General features: G+C 44.9%; 25 protein-coding genes and 2 pseudogenes. 14 read left to right on the top strand and 13 right to left on the bottom strand.

Annotated elements, in window-relative coordinates:
• Positions 1-314: 314 nt before the first annotated feature.
• Genes NE473_RS08475 through NE473_RS08485 form a run of 3 tightly spaced genes read right to left on the bottom strand, consistent with a single transcriptional unit; the run spans position 315 to position 2,771 of the window.
• Positions 315-1,037: an ABC transporter permease gene (locus NE473_RS08475; protein WP_006775912.1), complete on the bottom strand. Its 723-nt coding sequence runs from the start codon at positions 1,035-1,037 to the stop codon at positions 315-317.
• 13 nt (positions 1,038-1,050) lie between these two features.
• Positions 1,051-1,812 carry an ABC transporter permease gene (locus NE473_RS08480; RefSeq protein WP_006775911.1) on the bottom strand — a complete coding sequence of 254 codons (762 nt, stop codon included), beginning with the start codon at positions 1,810-1,812 and terminating at the stop codon, positions 1,051-1,053.
• Entirely contained in the window at positions 1,809-2,771 is a 963-nt protein-coding gene (locus tag NE473_RS08485) for an ABC transporter ATP-binding protein (RefSeq protein WP_055650808.1), read from the bottom strand. Before NE473_RS08485 ends, NE473_RS08480 begins: the two co-directional genes overlap by 4 nt.
• A 203-nt stretch (positions 2,772-2,974) precedes the next feature.
• Between NE473_RS08485 and NE473_RS08490 the strand changes: the two genes are divergently transcribed.
• Both NE473_RS08490 and NE473_RS08495 read left to right on the top strand, forming a co-directional pair.
• Positions 2,975-3,685, top strand: coding sequence for a response regulator transcription factor (locus tag NE473_RS08490; protein WP_055650809.1), 711 nt, complete (start codon positions 2,975-2,977; stop codon positions 3,683-3,685).
• Complete coding sequence (locus tag NE473_RS08495) at positions 3,682-5,040, top strand: histidine kinase dimerization/phospho-acceptor domain-containing protein (protein ID WP_006775905.1); 1,359 nt, start codon at positions 3,682-3,684, stop codon at positions 5,038-5,040. The genes NE473_RS08490 and NE473_RS08495 overlap by 4 nt, the downstream gene beginning before the upstream one ends.
• Before the next feature lie 398 nt (positions 5,041-5,438).
• Here NE473_RS08495 and NE473_RS08500 read toward each other — a convergent pair whose 3' ends face one another.
• The 4 genes from NE473_RS08500 to uxuA form a co-directional block, all read right to left on the bottom strand.
• Entirely contained in the window at positions 5,439-5,684 is a 246-nt protein-coding gene (locus NE473_RS08500; RefSeq protein ID WP_006775903.1) for a hypothetical protein, read from the bottom strand.
• A 97-nt stretch (positions 5,685-5,781) separates the two neighbouring features.
• Positions 5,782-7,185, bottom strand: coding sequence for a glucuronate isomerase (gene uxaC / locus NE473_RS08505; RefSeq protein WP_055650810.1), 1,404 nt, complete (start codon positions 7,183-7,185; stop codon positions 5,782-5,784).
• Between the two features lie 32 nt (positions 7,186-7,217).
• Entirely contained in the window at positions 7,218-8,825 is a 1,608-nt protein-coding gene (locus NE473_RS08510; protein ID WP_055650811.1) for a mannitol dehydrogenase family protein, read from the bottom strand.
• Positions 8,816-9,895 carry a mannonate dehydratase gene (gene uxuA / locus NE473_RS08515; protein ID WP_006775900.1) on the bottom strand — a complete coding sequence of 360 codons (1,080 nt, stop codon included), beginning with the start codon at positions 9,893-9,895 and terminating at the stop codon, positions 8,816-8,818. The genes NE473_RS08510 and uxuA overlap by 10 nt, the downstream gene beginning before the upstream one ends.
• 144 nt (positions 9,896-10,039) lie before the next feature.
• On the opposite strand from uxuA, the gene NE473_RS08520 reads away from it, so the two are divergent.
• Complete coding sequence (locus NE473_RS08520; RefSeq protein WP_006775899.1) at positions 10,040-10,945, top strand: helix-turn-helix domain-containing protein; 906 nt, start codon at positions 10,040-10,042, stop codon at positions 10,943-10,945.
• Here NE473_RS08520 and NE473_RS08525 read toward each other — a convergent pair.
• Both NE473_RS08525 and NE473_RS08530 read right to left on the bottom strand, forming a co-directional pair.
• On the bottom strand, positions 10,840-11,532 hold the full coding sequence (locus NE473_RS08525) for a LytR/AlgR family response regulator transcription factor (protein ID WP_006775898.1): 693 nt from the start codon (positions 11,530-11,532) through the stop codon (positions 10,840-10,842). The genes NE473_RS08520 and NE473_RS08525 overlap by 106 nt on opposite strands.
• A 49-nt stretch (positions 11,533-11,581) precedes the next feature.
• The gene (locus tag NE473_RS08530) at positions 11,582-11,965 is read right to left on the bottom strand and encodes a winged helix-turn-helix transcriptional regulator (RefSeq protein WP_039892760.1); all 384 of its coding nucleotides are present in this window, start codon (positions 11,963-11,965) and stop codon (positions 11,582-11,584) included.
• 196 nt (positions 11,966-12,161) lie between these two features.
• Here NE473_RS08530 and NE473_RS08535 point away from each other — a divergent pair, with 196 nt between their 5' ends.
• From NE473_RS08535 to NE473_RS08580, 11 genes and pseudogenes are all read left to right on the top strand, one after another.
• Complete coding sequence (locus tag NE473_RS08535; protein WP_117632222.1) at positions 12,162-13,058, top strand: radical SAM protein; 897 nt, start codon at positions 12,162-12,164, stop codon at positions 13,056-13,058.
• A gap of 210 nt (positions 13,059-13,268) precedes the next feature.
• Positions 13,269-14,150, top strand: coding sequence for a carbohydrate ABC transporter permease (locus tag NE473_RS08540; RefSeq protein ID WP_006776531.1), 882 nt, complete (start codon positions 13,269-13,271; stop codon positions 14,148-14,150).
• Positions 14,151-14,152: 2 nt separating this feature from the next.
• Positions 14,153-14,998 (top strand): carbohydrate ABC transporter permease, encoded by an 846-nt coding sequence (locus NE473_RS08545; RefSeq protein ID WP_039893217.1) that lies wholly within the window; start codon positions 14,153-14,155, stop codon positions 14,996-14,998.
• Positions 14,999-15,042: 44 nt separating this feature from the next.
• Positions 15,043-16,398, top strand: coding sequence for an ABC transporter substrate-binding protein (locus tag NE473_RS08550; protein WP_006776529.1), 1,356 nt, complete (start codon positions 15,043-15,045; stop codon positions 16,396-16,398).
• Positions 16,399-17,108: 710 nt separating this feature from the next.
• A complete protein-coding gene (locus tag NE473_RS08555; RefSeq protein WP_006776526.1) occupies positions 17,109-17,552 on the top strand; it encodes a hypothetical protein in 444 nt (147 codons plus the stop codon).
• Between the two features lie 85 nt (positions 17,553-17,637).
• Positions 17,638-18,241: pseudogene (locus NE473_RS08560) on the top strand (SDR family NAD(P)-dependent oxidoreductase).
• Between the two features lie 84 nt (positions 18,242-18,325).
• A complete protein-coding gene (locus tag NE473_RS08565; RefSeq protein WP_039893215.1) occupies positions 18,326-18,727 on the top strand; it encodes an SdpI family protein in 402 nt (133 codons plus the stop codon).
• A gap of 21 nt (positions 18,728-18,748) precedes the next feature.
• On the top strand, positions 18,749-19,087 hold the full coding sequence (locus NE473_RS08570; protein WP_006776522.1) for a DUF3784 domain-containing protein: 339 nt from the start codon (positions 18,749-18,751) through the stop codon (positions 19,085-19,087).
• Positions 19,088-19,394: 307 nt separating this feature from the next.
• Positions 19,395-19,997: a helix-turn-helix domain-containing protein gene (locus tag NE473_RS08575; protein WP_039893213.1), complete on the top strand. Its 603-nt coding sequence runs from the start codon at positions 19,395-19,397 to the stop codon at positions 19,995-19,997.
• Between the two features lie 187 nt (positions 19,998-20,184).
• On the top strand, positions 20,185-20,382 hold the full coding sequence (locus NE473_RS33120; RefSeq protein WP_039893212.1) for a DUF6199 family natural product biosynthesis protein: 198 nt from the start codon (positions 20,185-20,187) through the stop codon (positions 20,380-20,382).
• Between the two features lie 307 nt (positions 20,383-20,689).
• Complete coding sequence (locus NE473_RS08580; RefSeq protein WP_006776518.1) at positions 20,690-21,073, top strand: hypothetical protein; 384 nt, start codon at positions 20,690-20,692, stop codon at positions 21,071-21,073.
• A 787-nt stretch (positions 21,074-21,860) separates the two neighbouring features.
• On the opposite strand, the pseudogene NE473_RS08585 reads toward NE473_RS08580, so the two are convergent.
• The 4 genes and pseudogenes from NE473_RS08585 to NE473_RS08600 form a co-directional block, all read right to left on the bottom strand.
• Positions 21,861-22,103: pseudogene (locus NE473_RS08585) on the bottom strand (PLP-dependent transferase); the annotation flags it as partial.
• 55 nt (positions 22,104-22,158) lie between these two features.
• The gene (locus tag NE473_RS08590) at positions 22,159-22,791 is read right to left on the bottom strand and encodes a GDSL-type esterase/lipase family protein (RefSeq protein ID WP_006776825.1); all 633 of its coding nucleotides are present in this window, start codon (positions 22,789-22,791) and stop codon (positions 22,159-22,161) included.
• Positions 22,792-23,673, bottom strand: a complete 882-nt coding sequence (locus tag NE473_RS08595; protein WP_039893418.1) for a transporter substrate-binding domain-containing protein — start codon at positions 23,671-23,673, stop codon at positions 22,792-22,794.
• Positions 23,674-23,709: 36 nt separating this feature from the next.
• Positions 23,710-24,465, bottom strand: coding sequence for an amino acid ABC transporter ATP-binding protein (locus NE473_RS08600; protein WP_006776827.1), 756 nt, complete (start codon positions 24,463-24,465; stop codon positions 23,710-23,712).
• Positions 24,466-24,468 lie beyond the last annotated feature (3 nt).

A 24,468-nucleotide genomic window follows, 5' to 3' on the forward strand; every position in this document is an offset into this window, starting at 1 on the left:
TAGGTGTCCTGAGGATATCGGTACTTATATGTGGAATAGAGGGTATACCATGTGGATTATGATATACATACTGTGGTGGACTTTACTGTGGAGGAGACAGCACCGGTAATGCGTTCTGTGTGGACACTGGTATATCATGAAGAATGGGCAACTCCGTCCGTTAGGCATATGAATCAGAGAATAAAACATTGTCAGTGAAAAAAATACGCAGGCCCCATAAGATGGATTAAAGAAGATAATAGTTGTTAATTTAAAAAGCAGGCTGATATTTTCTTTCAGCCTGCCTTTTTAAAGATATCTTTGCTTTATTATATTCAATTATTCCGCTTTATTCTTTTAATCCCTATCAAAGATACCCCCAGCAGATAAACCACGCATATCACAAAGAAGATTGCGGCATTCTGTCCAAGTACGTCCTCCGATTTGTTGGAGTTCATACCTAAAAGCATCTGGGAATAGGGCCAGAGGAGACCGGCCCTGGTATTGGCGGCAATCATGCCCGTAACGCCACCCACCAATCCGATAGCAATGGGAGTGGCAAAATTCCGTATTTCAGTGGCAGCCAGAAACTGCAGGGCTGCGATTACAAAGGCGCCGGCAAGTCCGCGGATCATCCAGAAACAGAGGTCGGCTGGCGGCAGGCCCGGCAGGCCGATAAGCTTCCCGGAGGCAATAAAGAGCAGGGCAAACCATATCTGGGTCATAGCAGAGATGGCGCATACCAGGATGAACTTGGATAAGTAGATGGTGTGATACGGGATCGGGCGGGCGAACAGGGTATTCCGGCAGCTGTTGAAATTCTCGTATCTCCACAAAAATGCGCAGTATGCTCCGATTAAAGGAGCGAAGAAGAAGGTGGCATAGAATAAGGTCACCTGGGTCCAGTAGGAGTACCAGCCGGATTTCAAAATCTCCAGGTTGGACAGGTAATTCCCCGCTCCGAGTAAAATTGGTATGACGGGAATCAATAGAAAGGCCGGCCATATCAGGGTCCCCTTGCATTTCATGCGTTCGCAGATTATTGCTTTTACGATCATCAGATTTTCCTCCTTATATGGTTTCGCGGACCGTTTCTAAAAAATGTTTCTGTCCATGGCGGTACAGGATGATAATTGCGGCAGTCAGGACGGCCATCCAAAGAAACGGATACATATCCCAGTAATAGGTGGTGTACCGTGTTGTTTCATCATAGTTATACCCTGCATTACACAGTGATGCATAGTAGCCCCATGGAATCAGATATCGCAGCGGCCACCGGTTCAAGAACCAGGAAAACAGTCCGGTAAACGTGCCTCCTATGCTTATAAAGATAGGCGTCAGCTGATTGGTAAATTTGAGGGAAAGGTTCAGCTGAAGGATAAAGATGCAGAGAGAGGTCAGGAATATCGTTGTAAAGTATCCCGGCAGACGGGACACGACGCCCGCGCCATATGGCTGTGAAATGATCCAGAACAGAACCGTCTGCATCAGGGTGAACAGGAGAATATAAAAACTGCCTGCCATCACTTTTCCACGGTAGATATGTTCCGGTTTCTGCATGGTACAGAGCCATTTGTAGGTATTCCCCATCTGTTCCATATCGCACATCCGGCTGGCCAGGGCCGCCATGACAATGGGACACAGGATCGTGTTCATCAGAAGTAGGTTGGTGAATACCATGGCGCTCACATCATTCAGACGGGAGACGTCCAGGTCATCAATGCACCAGTATGTCCAGGCCGTGATGAGGACAAATACCATCAGGAACAGAATTGGGATGTGGCGGCGGCGCAGTTTGCGCATTTCCAGGGCAAATTCTGTCTTTTTACTCATAGTCCCGCCTCCTTTACCATGCCAAGATAGATATCCTCAAGGTTCTGCCGCTTTTCCTCCGCCCGGTACAGTTCAATTCCGTGGTTTATAAGGGTGCGGATCACCTGTGCCAGTATCCGGTCCGGAAGGAAGGGAAGACGGATGCCGTTGTCGGTGAAATAACAGAAGCTGTCCGGAGAAATGGTATCCTTTCTTTCACAAAACAGGTTGGAGAGATCTTCATTTTCCCGCAGCAGGGAGGCGGCGCCTGTGTCATCCGAGGTGCGCAGGTAAATCTGGCTTGTGCTGCGTGCCTGGAGCATGGCAATAGTATCCTGGAATATCAGCTGCCCTCCTGATATGATACCGATGTGATCGGCGGTCTGTTCCATTTCCGACAAAAGGTGGCTGGACACCATCACCGTCATTCCGAACTGTTTCGGGAGGCTCTTAATCAGTTCCCGCATCTCATGGATACCGGCTGGGTCCAGTCCATTGGTAGGCTCATCTAAAAGCACCAGTTTGGGAGCGCCTAAGAGGGCATTTGCCAGGCCAAGGCGCTGCTTCATACCCAGAGAGTAATGCGCGGTCCGTTTCTTTTTCTGCCCATCCAGGCGCACGATGGACAGGACCCGGTCAATTTCCGTGTAAGGAAGCCCCCTCAGCATGCAGCTGATCTGAAGGTTTTCATATGCGGTGAGATTGCCATAATAAGAGGGGTTCTCAATCAGGGAACCCACCTGCTTCAGGATGGAGATGCGGCTGCGGTCATTCAGCTCTGTTCCGCCAATGCGGATACTCCCGCCGTCCCGGCTGATTAATCCCAGAAGCATTTTCATGGTGGTGCTTTTGCCTGCGCCGTTGGGGCCTAGAAAACCATAGATGGCGCCCTCCGGAATGCGAAGGTCCAGATGGTCCACGGCGGGAGTACCCCGGTAGGTTTTTGTAAGCTGGCTGGTTTCGATGCTATATTGTGCCATTTTGTTATCCTCCTTGTCAGTCGAGCGGCATAATGTGCAGAACATCTTCTGTTTTCTCCGCCGCCGCTTTCTATCGAATTCAGAATAGCGTAATATCCTTATGCCTTCCTTTCTCCAACCTTAAATTTACCTTAAATGATTTAAAAAGTGATTCCCTGTCACGGTAAATCGGCTATAATAAAACCAAAAGGCAGGTGATTGGAATGAAGCTTACGGAAGCACGTATTTTAGTGGTGGATGACAACCAGGAGCTATGCAGTCTGGTGGAAAATATTTGCAGGCAGGAGGGTTTTTCCCATGTGGAGACAGCTTTTTCCTGCAGGGAGGCAGAGAGTAGGATAAAAAGCGGCGATGTGGACTTCCTGATTCTGGATGTCAATCTGCCGTTTGAGGACGGGTTTTCTTTCTTACAGCGGATCAAGACCGTGCTGGAAAATCAGCGGATCCCGGTTCTGTTCCTGTCCGCGCGGGATCAGGATGAGGACCGGCTCCAGGGACTCGATTTGGGGGCGGATGACTACATGACGAAACCATTCCTTCCAAGGGAGCTTGTACTGCGTATCTCAGCGATCTTAAAACGGACCTACCGGCTGGAGGAGCAGCCAGAGTGTTACCGGCTAGGTAATCGGGAGGTGGACCTGTCTGCAGGGGTGGTGAGGGTTCTGGACGGATCGGGGAGGACCATCTCTCTGACGAATAAAGAGTACCAGCTTCTGAAACTGTTCATGGAAAACCGGGGAAGGATACTGACATTTGATGTCCTGTCGGAGTCGGTCTGGGGAGAGAATTATATTGATTATGAGAATACATTGATGGTACATATCCGCAAACTGCGGGAAAAGATAGAGGAGAAGCCATCGGAACCGGCGTTTTTAATTACGGTGAAAGGATTAGGGTATCGGATGAACAGATGAAAAGCCTGATGAGGATTTATTTTAATTATATTGCTACGGCACTGGCGATCATTTTTATGTTTGTTTTAATGCAGTTTGTATTGCTGGCTGTCATTACCTCAAAGCTTTATGATAATGACAGCGGCGGAAAGAGGGATTCCATCGCCCGGATATATGAGGCGGTAGATGAAGATGGGCAGGAGGCGGCCGCCTGTCTCCAGGAGATGGGGGCTTCCTTTGCCATGCTTTTGGATGATGCAGGAACTCCGGTCTGGAGCTATCAGCTGCCGGAGCAGTTAAACCACACATACACAACCTCCCAGGTGGCCTCTTTTACACGCTGGTATCTGGAGGATTATCCGGTTTATGTATGGGGCGGTGAAAAGGGACTTCTGGTGGTTGGCTATCCGAAAGGAAGCATATGGAATTATGCGGTCCATCAGGATATGGATAAGCTAAAGGCGGTTTTTACATTCCTGTCGTTGAGCTTTACCAGTACGTTGGCAGCGGCAGTCCTGATTCTATTGGTATCCGGATTCCGCTATTACAGAAGGATGCGGATGATCGCGGATTCGATTGGAAAGCTGGCGTCAGGAGGGAGCGTCCATCTGGCGGAAACAGGGAATGTGAAGGAGATTGCCTATACCATCAACCGGACCTCCGACCGTCTGACAACACAGCGGGAACAGCTGGAGAAACGGGATGAGGCGCGCACGGAGTGGATTAGCGGGGTATCCCATGATATACGGACCCCACTGTCCCTGGTTATGGGATATGCAGATATGATAGAGCGTCAATTGGATACAGATCCCAAAATCCGGGAAAAGGCCGGCTTAATCCGTGCACAGAGCGTCCGAATCCGGAATCTGATCGAGGATTTGAACCTTGCATCCAAGCTGGAGTATAATGTGCAGCCGCTGCGAAAGAAAAGGGTCTTTCTGGCAGCAATCCTGCGCAGGGTCGCTGCAGATGTACTGAATTCCCTGGAAGATGCAGAGTATTATCCGCTGTCCATCTGTATTGAGCCTGAATTTGAGGCATTCTCGTTTGAAGCGGATGAACAGCTCCTGTTCCGGGCATTCCAAAACATACTTGGTAATTCAATCCGCCATAATGAAGACGGATGCAGCCTTGGGGTGCGTGCCTGGCTGGAAGACGGCTGCCCTCATGTGGTATTTTATGACAGCGGCAGAGGCATTCCGCCGTCTATCTGCCGTTTTTTAAATGAGGGACAGATGCCTGACGGGGATGTACACCTGATGGGACTGCGGATTGTGCGGCAGATTATCATGGCCCATGAGGGAACGATTTCTATCAAGGAGGGTGGACAGGAAATTGAGGTCAGGTTCCAACCGGTTATGAAAGAGAGGGATTGACATGGTACCGGAAGATATGGCGATTTAAGTCAAATAACAATAAACAGCAGGTATTCAGTAACTTGGAAACCTGCTGTTTGACGCAGAACGGTCTACTGATTTTTTCACTTCCCAGCATATTGTACCCATTTGTCAATCATCTATTTTATCCTATGCGTGGTACTTTGAACGGATATCAATTTGCCCGTCACGCTTATCTTTCAATGAATGCTATAAGTTTTTTTAAATATTTGCCGCTGCCTCCTTTAAGTATGTTTTTCATAATAGCAGTAAGTGAAAATCTCTGCAAACATGGAAATGGTATATGCAAATGCAAGTCCGACTCCCATACCGATAAATGCTTTTTCTCCTGATATTTTTCCCATAATAAGAAATGTAAGCATTAGTCCGAAACAAATCTACTGTGTTAACCGAAAGGATTGACTTTTTGTCTTCAGTTCAATCAGCTGGTTGCGCTCATCCATTTCTTCTAATTTATCTTCTTTTGACAGATTACGTGAAACGCTGCGTATAGTCAATTCACCCCCGATGAACATAAGAGCCAGAATTAATATCATACCGCTTATATCAAAACCAGCATTAATACAGGCTATTACATTCAATAGGCGCGTTCCGGGAAAATCGGTATCCGATTTCCCATACATTTTTATATATCCTTTTCCTTCCGATGTTAGTATTCTATGGTAAGGACTGTTCCTGTGCTAACCAGAATGTCGGGATATGCATCGGACATGATGTATCCTATAAGTTAAAATAGTTTTTGGCATTGTAATAACAGATGTCTTCTGTCAGCTTGCCAAGATAGGCCATGTCCTTCGGGTATTCTCCATTCTCCACCCAGGTACCCAGCTTGCTGCACAGGATACGTCGGAAGTATTCATGCCGCGGGAAGGAGAGGAAGCTTCTTGAGTCGGTAAGCATTCCTACAAAGCGGGAGATAAGCCCAACGTCGGACAGAGCGTCCATCTGGCGTTCCATCCCACGCTTATGGTCACAGAACCACCAGGCGCTACCAAGTTGAATCTTTCCCCTGATACCGGTGCTGTTCCCCTGATAATTCCCGGCCATGGCGGCAAGCATGTCCACATCCTTCGAATTCAGATAATAGAGGATTGTTTTGGGCAGCTCGTCAGTAGAATCCATGGCGTTCAATAGCGCGGAGAGCTGTGGAGCATAATTAAAATCATTCAGACTATCAAAGCCTGTATCCGCAACCAGTTTTTCAAACATTCTGGAAGAATTGTTGCGGAGCGCGCCGATATGAAGCTGCATGACAAGTCCTCTCCGGGCATATTCCCGTCCAAGCTCTGTCAGTAAAAATCCCCGGTACATGGCTGCTTCCTCGGAAGAAAGGGAAACGCCAGTGAGTCTCTTCTGATATAGCCCATTGGCTGTCTCGTAGGAAGCCGGAAGATAGAAGCTATTCTCCAGACTGTGATCGGTCACCCGGCAGCCTGCGCTGATGAAGAAGTCCAGCCTCTTCTTTAACGCTTCGGTCAGCCCGTCCAGTGAAGACACGTCTGACTGTGATACGGAACCAAGGCAGGCCACATAGGACGGAAAATTATCCTTTTCAATATCCAGGGCATTTCCAGGGCGGAAGGTGGGCAGCACCTGGAAATCTGACTGCTCCTGGGCAAGCTTCTTGTGCCAGATTAAGTCATCAACAGGGTCATCCGTGGTACAGAGGACTTTCACATTCTGCATGTTCAGAAGATTGCGGACAGAGTATTGTGGTGACCTTAGCTTCCGGTTACAGATATCCCAGATGTCTTTTGCCGTATCGGGAGACAGTGTTTCATCAATGTCAAAATACCGCTTTAACTCCAGATGGGTCCAGTGGTATAAAGGATTACCGATACAATTCTGTACGGTATCCGCCCAAGCAAGAAACTTCTCATAAGGCTGTCCGCCGCCAGTAATCAACTGTTCCGGTATACCGTTGGCACGCATGGCGCGCCACTTATAATGATCGCCTCCGAGCCATACCTGGGCGATGTTGTCATAGCATCTGTCTTCGTAAATTTCCTGCGGATTCAGATGGTTGTGAAAATCAATGATGGGCATCTTGCGCGCATGGCCGGAAAACAATTCCCTGGCCGTATTGGTCTGTAATAAAAAGTCGTCGTTAATAAATGGTTTCATCGTAAAGGTTCCCTTCCGGACTATATAAAATGTTATATATATTTTTCAAGTGTTGCCCTCACCGCACCGCATCCGGCTGTCATTTCCCGGAAATAGCGGCATACAAGGGGAGCCAGTCCCACTTTATAAAGATTGACGCCGAAGATAGTGCTGTTTTCAAGAATCGGCTTTGGCAGTGCATCGTCTACGGCATCGCCTAGCTTTATACCGGATATATAGGGCCGCAGAGTGTCAAGCATAGGATCCGGACTTAGAGTAAACGGATTGCCTTGATCATCTACACCCATCAGATACCGGAGCCATCCGGCAAATACAAGCGGGATAAATTTCAAGTCAGAAGTAGAAAGTGTATCGGACGCTTCGTATGCTTTGATTGTCTCGCCAAACCGGATTGCCAGCTTCTGAGAGGTATCGGTGGCGATACGTTGCGGGGTGTCCGGCATGAACGAATTCGGTATGCGGACATTGAGTACCGTATCTATAAATTCTTTCGGGTCCAGGATACCGGGATTGATGACCACCGGGAGTCCTTCAGTATAGCCGATTTCTTTTACTAGCTTTTTCAATGTAACATCCTGCATTTCTTTCGATATCAGGTCATAACCAAGGAGGCAGCCAAATATAGCGAGAGCGGTATGAAGCGGATTTAAGCAGGTGCAGACTTTCATCTTTTCTACTTTATCCACAGTCTCGCGTGTGGTAAAAATCAGGCCGCCTCTTTCAAGCTGGGGCCTCCCGTTTGGAAATACATCCTCAATAACAAGATACTGGCATTCTTCTGCATTTACAAAGGGTGCAACATATGTATTTTTGGAGGTGACTACCGGGTCTAATTCCTCTACGCCGTCTTTTTTCAGAAGTTCCTCTACAGACGGGTCCGGTCTTGGAGTAATCTTGTCAATCATGGACCATGGGAAGGATACTTTTGCGGGATTTTCGATATATTCCACGAAGGAAGCGGCTGTCAGACCTGTTTCGGACCATTTTGCGGCGAATGTGTGGACTGCGTCAAACAATTTGCTGCCGTTGTGGGAACAGTTATCCATGCTTACCATGGCAATCGGTTTCTCACCGGACTGGAATCTTGTGTAGAGAAGACTTACTACCTTACCGATGTAGCTCTGCGGCTTCTCCGGGCCATTCTTCATATCATCTGCAACAGAGGGGAGAAGTTCGCCTTTGCCATTTACAAGGCTATAGCCTTTTTCAGTGATGGTGAAGCTGGCTATCTGTAAAGAGTCCTTCTGGAAAATCTCACGAAGGCGGGTGAAATCAGCATCATTTTCAGAGTCAACAGTGAGTGACTCTACCACGCTGCCCACAATGGTTTTCTCCACAGAGCCGTCTGCCTTTAAGGTTACCAGGATATTGTAGTCATCATGAGGGTGGTTCATTTTTTCGATAATCTCATAGTCAAAGCCTTCGGCGACTACCAGTCCGCGGTCTAAAACACCTTCGTTCAAAAGATCCTGCACGACCTTTGCCTGGAAGGCACGGAAGATGTTGCCCGCACCGAAGTGAACCCAGAAGGGGTTCTGTCTGGTCTTCTCAGATACGGCTGCCCTATCGAATCCCGGAAGAGAATAACCCTTGTCTTCCCACTGCTTTTTGTTTGCTAAACCCTGTTCATTTACCTGCATGACTTATCTGCCCCTTTCACAATTGCTTCCCATAAACCGTTTAAATAAGTTGCGCCGAGCGCTCTGTCGTAAAGACCATATCCGGGCATCGCCACCTCATCCCAGATCATACGCCCGTGGTCAGGGCGTATCGGTCCCTCAAATCCAATGTCATAGAGCGCTTTCATGATTTCGTACATATCAAAGGTTCCGTCAGAAGAAAGATGTGCGGATTCCTCAAAATCTGTCGGAGAATTGAACTTTAAGTTGCGGACATGGGCAAAATGGATCCTGCCCTTTAAGGAGCGAATCATATCCGGCAGATCATTTTCCAGATTTGTACCGTAGGAGCCGGAGCAGAAGGTCACGCCGTTGTGCGGATTGTCCACCATCTCCATCATGCGCAGGATGTTCTCCTTGTTGATGATGATACGCGGAAGTCCGAATACACTCCAGGCCGGGTCATCCGGGTGAATTGCCATATTGATATCGTATTTGTTGCAGACCGGCATGATACGCTTCAGAAAGTATTTCAGATTGGCAAATAATTTTTCATCGTTAATGTCCTCGTACATGGCGAAAAGATCCTTGATTTTAGCCATACGCTCCGGCTCCCAGCCCGGCATGATGGTGCCGTTTGTATCGCCTGCGATAGACTCAAACATATTTTCAGGGTCAAGTGCGTCAACCGCCTCCTGAGTGTATGCAAGTACGGTGGAGCCATCTGGGCGTACACGCGCCAGTTCGGTTCTGGTCCAATCAAATACCGGCATGAAGTTGTAGCATACAAGATGGATGTCCTCTTTTCCAAGATTCTCAAGTGTCTCAATGTAATTGTCAATATAAGTATCACGGTCGGCGGATCCTGTCTTGATGGCATCGTGTATGTTGACGCTCTCAATGCCGGATACGTGAAGGCCGGAGGCAGCCACCTCATCTTTCATGGCACGGATGCGTTCCCGGCTCCATACCTCCCCCGGGGCGGTGTCATACAATGTAGTGATAACTCCTGTGACTCCGGGAATCTGGCGGATTTGTTTTAAGGTAACAGTATCAAATTTTGAACCATACCATCTGAGTGTCATTTCCATAGTGTTCTTTTCCTTTCTTTTTGTAAATTAATATTTAACTATGAAATACATTATAGACATTCAGGGAAAAAATCCAATTGTCAGGAGTGCTGTGTGTATTGCAAGGGTTGCGGTCTGGTGTTAAGATAAAAGAGGAGGAATAAGATGAAGAAAAATTTGCAGACAAAATTCAGTACCCGGCAGTATATGCTGTCGGAGGACTTTGAAATCTATTATTATAAAGAACATTATCTGTCGAAGGTAGAACTGCACACTCACGACTATTATGAGTTTTATTTTTTCTTAGAGGGAAATATTTCGATGAAAATCGAAGAGAAGCAATATCCATTGCAGTATGGGGATCTGGTATTAATTCCGCCGGAGATCAGGCACCGCGCCGTCGTCCATGATGAAGAAACGCCATACCGGCGCTTTGTGTTCTGGATCAGCCGGGAATACTGTAACCAGCTTGTGGAGCTGTGCCGGGACTATGGATATCTGATGCAGTATGTGACAGTCAGAAAGGAGTATATCTTTCACAATGACGTGATTGCATTCAATACGATTCAGTCGAAGGTCTTTCATCTGATTGAGGAAATCCACTCACAGCGTTTCGGGAAAACGGCAAAGATACCGCTGTGTGTCAATGATTTGATCCTGCATTTGAACCGGGTCGTTTATGAGCAGAATCACCCGAAGAGTCCTAAGGAAGAGCGTGATCTGTATGAGAAGCTTATCGATTATATAGAAGAGCATCTGGATGAGGAGCTGACACTGGAGCGTCTGGCGAGAGAGTTCTATGTGAACAAATATCATATTTCCCATGCGTTTAAAGACAATATGGGTCTGTCCGTCCACCAGTACATCACAAAGAAGCGGGTGGCGGCGTGCAGGGAAGCGCTCCTGAATCATGTGAAGATAAGCGAGGTGTATCCGATGTTCGGGTTTCAGGATTACTCCGGCTTTTACCGGGCATTTAAGAAAGAGTATGGAATCTCCCCGCAAGAGTACAGGGAAACCAAAAAAAGCAAGGCATTTTCCATAATCACATCCGTCCCGTCAAATGACTGAACATGCGAAAGATTAACGGCATAGCTTCTGTGTACCCGGCAAAACAGGAGGGAAGGCATCTGCTCAAGGTATTTCTGCAGTGTGCCTCGTACCAGATAGGATTGCCGGGTTGAACGTATTCGCAGGTAAACATTTTCGCTTTTTATATAGCAGATGTCCTGATAGGAGACGTAAATCTCCTGCCCATCCTGGCAGATTGCTATTTTCCGGTTCCGTATCTGCATGGTTTCCACGGCTTTCAAAGCCTCCACCATTTTTTTACGGTCCAGCGGCTTTGTCAAGAAGCGGAAAGCGGATATTTCGTAGCCTTCCGGGGCAAATTCGCTGTGGCTGGTAAGAAGGATGATGGGGATATTCAGGTTCATGCCCTGTATCAGGCGGGAGGCGGTGATTCCATCCAGTCCCTCCAGCTCAATATCCATAAAAATACACAGAAAGTTGTCAGGATCCTTTCGCAGAGCCTCAATCAGCTGTTCAGCATGGGAAAAAGTTACTGGGAGAATGTCTAGGCTATGATAGTAATGGTTTACTTCCGCCTGCATCTGCTTACAGACATGCGGTTCGTCATCACAGATTCCTATTTTCATGGTATCACCTCCTGAAACTTATATATCAGATTAGATTCAACTGAAATAATCAATCCGGCAGTTTTTTGCCGGAATAAGGGCTGGTATAATCTGGAGGGCAAAGATGTATTTCACTCCATGTCATCATCTGATTTAAAACAGGTATAAAACTTTTTCCTAATTCTGTCAATGTATATTCTACTTTTGGCGGGATTTCTTTATAGATCTCACGGTGCAGAAAACCGTCTTGTTCCAGTTCCCGGAGCTGTTTGGTCAGCGTGGATTGCGTGATGCCGTCCAGCCGGCGCATCAGTTCCCCAAATCTCTGTACTTTGTAAAACGCGACATACCAAAGAATCAGAATTTTCCATTTACCACTTAATACGGCCTGAAGGCTGCTCATAGGAACACAGCGGGCCATCGCGTCTTTTGTCTGGAATTTATTGTCTGCCATTCTACCGACCCTCCTTATCTCATCCGGATTATACCCTGAAAAAAGAAGAAAATCAATGTACGGTAAAAAGAAATACATAGTAGGAAAAATAATACTATATTCAAAAAAAGACCGTACTTGTCATGGGAGGAGCATGGCTTTATGATAGAGCCAGAAAAAAATATTAATTCTGCTTGTTCAGGAAAGGAGCTGTTTTATGCACTATACAGGTACAATCTGGCGCCCGCCTTATGAGGCTGGTTCACTGCTTATTGAAGTTACTGCTGGCTGTACGCACCACAAATGCAAATTCTGCACTTTGTATGATGATCTTCCGTTTCAATTTCGTATGTCGCCGCTAACGGATATAGAGGCGGATCTTCAGGAGGCGCAGTATCAACTTCACGAAAGGAGTAGCAGGGTAAAGCGCGTTTATCTCGTTGGGGCGAATCCGTTTGTTTTGCAGTTTAAGCGGCTGAAGGAAATTTCTGAACTTATCCATCAGTATTTCACGGAATGTGAGACAATTGGCTGCTTTGCCCGTGTAACAGATGTTGCACTGAAAACGGATGAGGAATTGCAGGAACTACATGGTTTAGGATATGACGGCATTACGATTGGAGCCGAGACGGGGGACGAAGCGGCGCTTGATTTTATGGACAAAGGATATAAAGTACAGGATATTGCCATTCAGGCGGAACGTCTTGATAATGCCCATATCACCTATAATTTTTTCTATCTTACCGGGGTTTCCGGTTCTGGGCGCGGCGTTGAGGGGGCGTTGGAGAGTGCGAAGATTTTTAATATGACCCGGCCAAAGATTATAGGTTCTTCTATGCTAACTATTTATCCGGAGTCCGAGCTGTATGGAGAAGTTCAAAAAGGCAGATGGCAGGAGGAAAGCGAACTGGAAAAGCTGGAAGAAGTCAAAGCGCTCATCGAGCATCTGGAGATACCGGTATACTTTGCAACATTGGGAGCCTCTAATGCTGTGTGGGTGGAAGGGAGACTCCCCGAAGACAGGCAGTCGATGGTTTCCGAATTGGAAAAAGTATGTAGTCCAGAAAATGAAATGGCATTACGCCATTATCGGACGAATCTGCGGCATTTATAAAAATGTGATTCCTGGTAATGATTTTGTCGCCAGGAATCATATTAAATTTTCCGGTATTAAGTATTTTTTTGTTCAATTATTAATGATAAATAATTATTTTGAACAATTCTGTTGACATATTCTGGTATCTGTGCTACTATTTTTTGTGTTCAAATATATGATAAAAAGTATGCTATTGAACAAAAAATACAGTTATGGGAGTGGTAGATTATGAATGATTCTCATTGCAGTAAGAAGTGGAAGTCTGAATTCACATTCATAGCATTTGTAACACCTGCTTTTATGTTTCTAATCCTGTTCTGGCTGCTTCCTATTGTGGCATCTATTGGAATCAGCTTTACGGACTGGGATTACATGACCGCAGGATTTCATGTAACAGGATTGGCTAATTATACTTCCCTTATTAAAGATAAGGCTTTTTGGGATGCACTCACACACACTCTTTTGTTTGCACTGGAGACTGTGATTCCTGTCCTGGTTCTGGGGCTTCTTCTGGCAGTTCTTATATGGTCTGCAGGAAAGCACACGATTTACTCACTTATTATTTTTTCTCCATGGATAACACCAGCCGTGGCTGTATCGATTGTATGGACCTGGATATTTGAACCGGACTCTGGATTGGCAAATCAGCTTCTGCACCTGCTTGGACTTCCGGGATCTGCTTGGCTCCACAGTTCTAATACAGCGTTAGCCAGCGTAGCTTTGGTAACTGTCTGGAAGAATCTGGGATATGTCATGCTCCTTTTTACAGGAGCTTTGTCCCGGATACCATCAGAACTTCACGAAGCTGCTTCTGCTGATGGTGCAGGAAGTATGCAGCGCTTCCTACATATTACTTTGCCTCTTTTACGGCCGGCTATTTTAGTGACAGGAATTATTATGACAGCAGATTCCCTGCGCGCCTATGACCAGATACAAATCCTGACTCAGGGCGGTCCCGCAGGAAGCACCCGGACATTGCTATATCTATATTATCAGATGGGATTTGAACAATTTGATATGGGGCGGGCAGCCGCGGCGGTAGTCATCCTTATGATTATTGGTCTGAGCCTGGCGTTGCTCCAGATCAGACTAAAAAGCAAGGAGGCTTAATCATGAAGTATATCCCTCGCACCCTCCATATCATCCGGTCCTGTGTTGTCCATTTTATATTAGGAGGTGCATGCTGCTTTACTGCCTTTCCATTTTTATGGATGGCTGTCAGCTCCCTTAAAACAAAAGAAGAGGTCATGGCAGTGGATATCTTCTTTCCATCAGATCCACAATACCAAAATTACAGCGAGATTTTATTTCACTCTCCAATTCCGCGCTATCTGGCTAACAGCCTGCTGGTAGCAGTCAGTGTTGTGATAATCCAGGTCATATGCTGCGCTCTTTTTACATATGCCGTGACTTTTATGAAGGCGAAAGGAAAGAATATTCTATTTCGGCTGGTTCTGTTCACCTATATGGTGCCTACCGCAGTAACCTACATTCCATGCTATATGATATTGTCCAGGTTAGGACTTTTAGACAGCTATGGGGGGCTTATTCTTTCCAATGGTGTCAGTGTGTTCGGTATCTTCCTGCTTCACCAGGCATTCGCAGGAGTTCCTTCGGAGACCATGGAGGCGGCCCGGATGGACGGCGCCGGTCATCTCATGATTCTTACAAGAATCATTGTTCCTATGACCCGGCCCTCCTTTGTTACATTTATCCTTCTTTCTTTTATTAATACCTATAATAGTTATATGTGGCCGTCTCTGATAACCGATTCTCCGGATCTGAGCCTGGTATCACAGGGACTGCGGCGTTTTCTCTATGAGGGAGGCGCCTATGGGACCCAGTGGTCCCTGGTAATGGCAGCAGGCACGGTAACTGTCGTGCCGTTACTGATTTTATTTGCTGGTACTTGGCGCCTGATTGTTCAGGGCATTACTGACTTTGGCTGTAAAGGTTAATGAAAACAATTCAATCATAAATCACAAAACAGGAGGAACATAAAATGAAGCTAAAATGCCCCTTAATCAATCATTGCCGGACATCAATATTCAAAAAAGCTTTCCGAACAGGAACAAGCGCTGCCGTTTTACTGGCAGTCAGCCTTTCTCTTTTGACAGGCTGCGGAGGGAAAGCGCCTGATGATACCGTTACAGCCGATGGCAAAGTTCAGGTTAGATTCTGGTATTCCGGCGGTAAGACCGCAGCGGGAGTCATGGAGGACATCATAGAGGATTTCAATCTGTCCCAATCCGAGTATACGGTAATCGGGGTTCAGCAGGCTGATTATGATGAGACATACACTAAGCTGCAGGCTGGAATCGCAGGGAAAAATGCTGCTGACATTGCACTTCTGGATTCTGATAAAACCAGAAACCTTGCAAAGAAGGAACTGTTAGCGCCTCTGGACCAATATATAGAACAGGACTCATCCTTTAATAAAGAAGATTTGATTCCTGTATTCTATCGCCAATGCCTTGGTGACGATGGCATCCTGTATGCCATGCCGGCTTATGGAACCACACAGGTTATGTACTATAACAGAGATTTGTTTGAAAAGGCAGGTATTCAGCCTGATACGATTAAGACCTGGGAAGATTTAGCGAAAGCCTCCGCCCTTATCCAACAAAATACGGGCGCTAATGGATGGGAACCGATGTGGGGAGAAGACAACCTGATTGATATGGCCCTCAGCAACGGCGGTGCCATGATCAGTGATGACGGCCGCACCGTGCTCATCAATACGGAACCATGGGTTGAAACATGGGAAGCAGCCCGCAGATGGATTCATGAGGATAAGACCATGGTAATACACTATGGGGGCCAGGGCTGGGAATATTGGTATGATACCATGGATGACGTACTTCAAGACAAAGCGGGCGGGTATACCGGTTCCTCCGGCGATCAGGCCGATTTGGATTTTTCTAAGGTGGGCGCCATGGAACAGCCTGGGTTCGGGGATAATCCCTCAGCGCCGGTTGCCAGAGTGTTACAGATAGTGATGGTGGAAACAGGAAAAGATAAAACCAAGGACGGCGCTTACCAGTTTATGAAATATTTTGCGGATGCATCCCAGCAGGCAAGATGGTCCATGGCAACCGGTTATATACCAGTCCGCGAAACTACCTTGGATATCCCGGAATATCAGTCCTATACCGCTGAAAATCCCCATGCCCTTGTTCCTTTATCTCAGGCCATGCATGCCTCCCCGGATCCTATTGATCCTACCGGCGGAAAAATTTTTGATGCTTTGGCCATTGCAGCAGATAAAGTGGAAATTGAAAATGTTCCGGCAGCCGATGCCCTCAAGGAGGCCGCAGAAACCGCGCAGGCAGCTCTGGATGCAATCAATCAAAAATAATTGTAAGTGACAAATACAGATAGCCCATTGAATCAATAGAGAGTATGCATGGAATGTTGTTGAATACGCTACGGTGCAGAGCTGCATCAAACTAGTGCCAGACATAAATTCTAAAAAATATGTGAAACAGCAATATGAACATAGAAGGCGAAAGCAGACGTTATATCAGAGTCTGTTTTCGCTTTTATGTGGATTTGTATTTAACCGGGTATTAAAATAAAAATTTATTGAGGAAATAGAGAAATGGTATGTATCGCTGTTTCTTCATGAAATTGTAAGATAATATTTAAAGGATTTTTGTGCCATTTTCAGATAATATCATTATAATGATAAATAAATGCAGGTGGCTCGTCATTAAGAATACCGTTTTAGGGAATGTAGACCTCTCATTATGGAAATGAGGAATTAATAGATGTTTCGATATGCCCATACCAATATTATTGCGAAATAAAGCTAATAGACTTCTACAAAAAAGTGTTCCATTGTAATATTATAGGGGAAGTCAGAGATCTGCGCAGAGTCTGGCTTGATAAAATGACAGGAATACCGAATACACACATTGCTGGGAACATCCCTGTCTGCCGGAATATGGAGAGGATCATCCTACTCTGGAGATATTCTCTTATGTTTATATGGTTATTTGGAGGCTCTTTTATGAGTAAAATAGTGGTTTTGATTGAGTTGATTCCACATTTGGAAGGAGAAGAGAAATGAAAAAATGGTTTTTTTGGATTACAATGTGTCTTGTTTCAATTTTAAATGGAGCCGCCTTTTTTGGAGCTTCTATAAGTGCATTGAATCGCGGTTTAAACGGGGTTGACAATCAAGCAGCATTATTATTTATTCCCTTTCTTTGGATTATAGCGGTATTTGTCCTCGTCGTCCTCAACATATGTACGCTTATTCGAGGAATGAATATAAAAAAGGAACAAATAATTCACCTTTTGGATGTATTTCATCTATCTGGACTTTCTAAAAGGGCAAAGATATCCAGAGCCGGCTTTATTATAATAACCTGTTTTCTTATGTTGTTTGGATACAGCCTTTTTGCGGCGGAAAGAATGTGGTCTGTTGCCTATGCACTATCGGGTGGAATCTTACTTTTGTTTCTATATACCTGGAAAAGGGCAGCTGTGCAAAGAACAAATTGGTAGAGTGAAAGCGTGAAGCTTTTTAGCAAGATGACAAGCAAATACTGTTATACTTTATAGAAGGAGCGATAGGATAAAGGTTGCGATTGTGACGGGAGGCAGCTCAGGCATGGGGCTTGCCATTGCAAAACGATTATCTCAGATGGACATGGATGTTATTATTTTTGACATCCAGGCGCCACCGGAGGGCTTTCAATATTATCAAGTGGATATCCGGAAAGATGATCAGATTTTAACTGCGTTATCCCAGATTCCGCGGGTAGACATTCTGATAAATAATGCGGGTATATATTTTGAAAAATATCTGGAGGATACCTCAAATGAGGAGCTGGATCAGATGGTAGATGTTAATATCAAAGGAACTTATCGGATGACTGGGAATGCGCTTCCCAAAATCATGGAAGCAAAAGGAAATATTGTCATAATTGCATCTTGCCTAGGCCTGGTGCCGGAACTGACTTCCCCTTTATACTGTGCCACGAAAGCTGGGCTGATTATGCTGAAGAAATGTCTTGCACAGCAGTATGCGGATGTCGATGAAGTGCATCGGCCGGCCAGAAGACATTGCCCATATGGTAGCATTTCTGGTGAGTGATGAAGCCGGCTACATAACAGGAGGGGCATTTCCAGTAGACGGAGGTGTTTCCTCAACAAGCATGTACTCAAAAGGCAGGATTTCAAGCGAATATTAAATATTGCCAGTACTGTTTTAACTAAGAGGGCTTGAATCAATCCACATAAAGACATATCAAAGAGCGACAGAAGGAGGAGTTGAAGTGTTTATATTTTTATTGGTTTGTTCATTGCTGGTTCCGCTTTCTATGATTATATTAGGCAAACGGTGGGAAAACAATCCGCCTGAAGATATAAATGGGCTTTCAGGCTACCGAACCACTATGTCAAGATTAAATAAGGATACGTGGTCTTACGCGCATAAATATTGGGGGAAAATAAATTTTTGCATAGGTGTTATATTGGCAGTGATTTCAAGTGCATTTGTCCTATATATTCAAGGCCGCCCAGACTTTGAAACGCTGATTGTTTATTTAGTTTTTACACAAATAGCAATCATGGCCCTTACAATTATTCCTACAGAAATAAAACTGAATAATGTTTTTACTAAGGAAGGGTATCGAAATCAAAAAAATGAATCCAGGTTTGCAGAACCGAAAAATTAAATTTTCAAAGGGGTGATAATTATGAATTTCGTTGGTTTTTGGGCATGTATTGTTTTGGTTCTTCCTTTTGGCATTATAGGTGTACTATTTGCTATATTTAAGGAAAAGTCAGCAAAATTTGTTTCTGGATTTAATACATTATCAAAAGAGGAGCAGGAAATGTATGATAAGGCATGGATTGCAAGAGATATAAGAAATTCATGTTTTGTATGGGCAGCAATTATGTTGATTGGCGCTGTTTCATCTTATGTTTTAACACCATATGCAGCCATCGGAGCATACATTATATGGTTGATTCTATTTTTTAGGGATGTACATTTTAATGCCCATAAAGCATTTGAGAAATATTTGTTAAAATAAATACATAATTTACAAGACTTAATCTAATTTATGAAGAGTTACACAGAGTGACAAATCGAGGATTGAAAAATGATAAGGCAAGTACCAAGAAAATGTATAATAAAAGGCTAACGCAACGAACAGATTGATGTACGTTTAATGATAGCTGAAGTGAGTACCGCAGATTATTTAAAATTTATTTTGGGTATATAGCCCTTATCTCCTCATACAAAAGCTCACAAAATCATATTGCAACCATGAGTTGACGTATAGTTGGTGGTATGCAACTACGATTCCTTATAAAATTAGGGCAAAGGAGGCGATAGATATGTCACTAGGTGAAAATATTAAAACCAAAAGAAACGAACTGAAATTATCACAAGAGTATGTTGCCGAGCAGTTAGGCGTCAGTAGGCAGGCTGTTTCAAAGTGGGAAACTGACCAAAGCCAACCTAAGGCAAAAAATCTTACCGAATTGGCAACTGTATTCCATGTTGGCCTGTCCGGGCTGGTTGAGCCGCAGAAATATCAAGCGGAACAGGCCGCACAGGAAAACGAGTGGCGAGAAAATAGAAACAATTCTAAAATGCTTTGCTGCCGTTGGTTAGGATATATTTTTCTGATCACGGGATATTCCGGTTATGCAGGATATTATAATAGTGGGTTATCTAGCTATTATTGGATGGCGTTTTTTGCGTTGGGAATCATATTGCTGGTTATAACATCTATCAGCTATTTCAAGAAAGCGCGGATGAAGCCTTTACAGATTGTATTGGGGCTACTCCTGATTGGCTCAATATTCGTTCTGCCAGTAATACTTCCGTTGCAGCATGGTATCAATGTCTTAATCGGTCATATAGCAGCTTCTTCAATGATAGGATTACTTAATTTAAAATATTGGCGTATTACATGGAACACCCATAATTCATAAAACATAAAGGCTGTCACATGAGGACGAAAGGGAAAACCATTGTAGTGAATGAGAAGGTGGACGTAGAATTTTTGACTATGGCGATTGGGCGAAATGGTTGTGATGTTGTTTTAGATTTGGCAAACAGGATGTTTTTTCAGTAGACATTTGGTGGATCAGGTATTCTTGGCAGAGGGGATTGATTCATATGGCTATTTATATAATTGTAAGCATTGTACTGCTATTAGATATAATAAATCCCAGAATTCTATGGTATATTGATTTCTGGAAACATAATGGAGACAAGCCGGAACCGAGTGGTACATATATTTTATTAAACCGCATCTTCGCATTCATTGGTCTAGTAGTTTTATGGTCTGTTTATTTTACCAGATTAGGGCTGTGAAATTCAGTGCCGGATTAATTTTTATTGTGATAATAGATTTTGAGAATCAGAAATACTTGAATTGACATATGTGAGTATACATAATGCAGGGACTTAAACGGATTTTATTTGGTATTGCGATAATTCTGATTGGCGGCTTTTTTCTAATATCGCCGGACAGCAGTTTAGGCGGTTGGGGAGAGTTAGTATGCTTTATTAGCGGAATAGGGCTGGGGATTTCTGGCCTGAAATGTGATGAATGAATACCATATTTTTAAACTGGCTTTTGATAGAGGTATAGTTATGAAATCAGGTTATAAAAGTCCTGATGGGAGGACTGACATTAAAACGGAAAGACGAGAAAAAAGGTACTTTTCTCATCTTTGTGTTATTCGCAGTGCTTCTGACTGTTTGCAGTAGCAAGCAGAAAGAAGCGACACACAACGAAACGATGATTATAAAGCCAAGTGAATTTTCAGAAGAAACAAAAGATCTCATACTTGAGAAAGCTAAATTTGAAGACTGGGAAACGATGTACAAAAATGTATGGTCGCGGTCGGAAGCAGCACTGTATATGCAATGGCGAGTGACAGAGAGTGAAGCGGCGGCCAGGGAATGTATTCGCAAAACCATTGAATATCAGAAAAATACCCTTGGCCCAGATTATACAGGCAAAGGGTATGGAAAACAGATTTTGCAATTATTGTTATAATATTGCAGCAATTTAGGCGGGAAAGAATTTTTTTACTCGACACGGGCTGAGAATAGTACATCAAAAGCCCTTGCGATCCCCTGCAGATTTTCTTACCAATATTCAGAACAGAAAATTGACTTGCGAAACGGGAATAAGTATGAGTTGGAAATCTATAGCAAAAAACTGTAAAGGCAGGGACCGTATTCTGAAAATTACATTCTATAATCCTTCATGTTACTTTGCATTGCTTAATGCAACAGCAGATATCCGTTATTCTGTAAGCATTAGAAGGGAGCAATTTTGATGTTTAGCGAGAATTTAGGAAATCTTTGTAAAGCAAAGAGCATTTCTCAAGAGGTCATGGCTGAGTAGCTGCATGTCGTGTGACAAATGATTTCAAAATGGGAGAAAGGCCTGTCTGTTCCGGACGCAGACATACTGATACGGGACGCAGAAATTTTGGAAGTTTCTGTAGGCGAGCTGTTAGGCAGCCCAATAGACCCCTCGGAGAATGTTGATGTGGTTGCCCAAAAACTGGAACAGATAAATTTTAGCCTTGCTGAAAGAAACCGGCGAAGCAGGCTTCTCTGCATACGTATCGTGAAAGTGACTGAGCTACGGAAAATCTTCATGTATTAAATGGGCTGATGACGGAGCCAACGTTAACCTGTGTGCCTCATAGCGGATGCGGTCCATCGTCTCCAGATTGTTGGTAAGGATTGCTCCCTCTTGGGCATCACCATGACCATTGATAAATTTTGTGAGGGCGTCCACCACAAAAACGGCTCCCAGCTCCGGGGGGGATTCAGCGGGGAAGTAAAGGTGTTATCAGCTGACTGCATGCGATTTTTGCAATTGCTTCTATATCTGTTATGCCAACAGTGGGATTGTCTGGTGTTTCAATATGGACAAGCCTTGTTCCGGGAATGATTGCCTTTTTTACTGCTTCAAGATCAGTCATATCTGCCATAACCGTATCCACGTTGTTTTTTTTGAATAGTTCGTGAAACATTCGATAGACGGTCATATAGCTCACATTCCGATAGACTACGCGGTCTCCTCAGCATAGTCCATGCCGGTATGGAAGGTTTGGATTGAGCCTCCTAAATCACTTTCATTTCTATCAGCTTGTTGTACAAAATATCCGCAAGTGCCGAGTGTCCGTCCTCCGTCAGATGTTCATCATCAATGCTGCTTGCGGCTGCATAGTCTGATGCCGCAATGAAGGCCGTTCCTTTTGCAGAGGCGATTTTTCTGTATTCTTCTTTCAGTTGTTTGCAAATTAACACGGAAGCCTGATCAAACTCCGGATCTTTTTCCGGCTTCCAGACATTCTCTCCAAGGAGAAGAGGGGACACCAATAAAATCCTGTCTGCTGGAATTACTTTTAGCAATTCGTCCAGGCAAAGCACAATCCCTTTCCCAATCACATGGGCAGGAGCGCGATACAATATTTTGCAGTCATTGGTTCCAAGCATGATGATTGCCGCATCCAGGGGATTATGGGTTTCCAGCAGGACAGGAAGCATATCGAGCCCTTTTCTTCCGGGGCGCAGTTCATCCTCAAAAATGGTGGTTCTTCCGCATAGACCTTCTTCTATTATGCGGGTGTTATTACATCGTTCTTTTTCCTGTAGGATACTTGTCCAGCGCACTCCCCATGGATACCGTTCATGAGTGCCGGGAATCAGTCCCCAGGTATTGGAATCGCCAAAGACCAGTATATTCTTCATCATTTATTTTGTCTTTCCGCCTTCAACAACCAGGCTGTCTTCGTAGTCCAGGCCATAGGTATCAACCAGTGTTGCTTCGTAATCTTTGTGGAAGAACTGTTCCTCGCCAAGGGCTTTGATTTCCTCATTCAACCAGTCCAGAAGCGTGCTGTTCCCTTTGGAAACTGCAGGTGCAATACTGTCCTGACTGCCCAAGGACGGAATTCCCACAGTGTAGCCGGCATTCTGCAAAGCAAAGGCAATAACCTCGGTATTGTCATTGGCCCATGCGGCCCCGTTCCCATTTTCCAGGGCATTCTTTGCGGTTGCGTAAGAATCATACTTCTGAAGTGGGATGTCAGGGTAGTTCTCAATCAGATAGGTTTCTGCAGTTGTGCCGGAAATGACAATGATCGGATCCTCCGCATTCCAGTTATCCAGGCTTTCAATTACACGGCTGTCTGGAGAAACGACTCCCAGTGCAACATTCATATATGGAAGCGCGAAATCAACTTCTTCTGCACGCTGAGGTGTTACTGTGAAGTTTGCCAGAATGATATCTGCCTTACCAGTCTGCAGATATTCGATGCGGTTTGCCGCCTCGGTGGAGATATAGTTGATTTTCACACCAAGATCTTCACCGATGCGGTTGGCGAAGTACACATCATAACCCTGATACTCTCCATTTTCATCTACATAGCCGAACGGGTTCTTGTCAGAGAAAACGCCGATGTTAATGGTGCCGCTCTCCTTAATTTCATCCAAAGTACGGTAAACAACATTCTGGGTTTTCCTACTGTTGGCTGTCACATTATTATTTGAAGAATTCTCTGATCCGCAGGCAGCCAGAGAAAACGCTAGCGACAGAGTAAGTGTAACAGTTACAAGCTTACGAATTTTTTTCATAATAATCTCCATTCCGGGCATCGCCCTATATCAATTTTATTTTGAACCTTTCCGCTCAAAGGTAAATGTCTGTAAAAACTTTTTCGCCCGGTCAGTTTTCGGTGCATCGAAAAACTGCTCCGGTGTTCCTTCCTCTTTGATATTTCCATCATCCAGAAAAATAATTCTGTCAGCCACGGCCTTTGCAAACTGCATTTCATGAGTGACGATTATCATCGTTCGTCCCTGGTCTGCAAGGTTTAAGATAACCTCCAATACTTCCCTGACCATCTCCGGGTCAAGCGCCGCCGTCACCTCATCAAACAGCAGAATTTCAGGGTGCATACATAATGCACGGACAATTGCAACCCGTTGTTTCTGTCCGCCAGATAACTGCCGTGGAAAACTTTTCGCTTTTTCCGAAAGCCCAACACGGGACAGAAGTGCAAGAGCTTCTTTTTTTACCTCGTCCTTTGTCCTTTTCTGCACTTTGGTCGGTGCCAGCAGGATATTGTCCAACACGTTCAGGTGCGGGAACAGCTCATAGCTCTGGAACACCATACCGATCTTCTGGCGAATTCCGGCTAAGTTTCTGCTTCGCTTCGTGACAAGTTCCCCATGGAGCCGGATCTCACCATTTTGGGTGTCCTCCAGGGCATTGATACACCGCAGCAGTGTACTTTTTCCACATCCGCTGGGACCGACAATCACGACGACTTCGCCCTCGTGAATCTGCAGGCTTAAATCATTCAGAACAGTAGAATTGTCAAACTGTTTTGTCAGATGTTCTATGGTTAATACCGATTCTGACATCTC

This window comes from Hungatella sp. SL.1.14 (assembly GCF_024460495.1).
GTDB classification, from domain to species: Bacteria; Bacillota; Clostridia; order Lachnospirales; family Lachnospiraceae; genus Hungatella; species Hungatella hathewayi.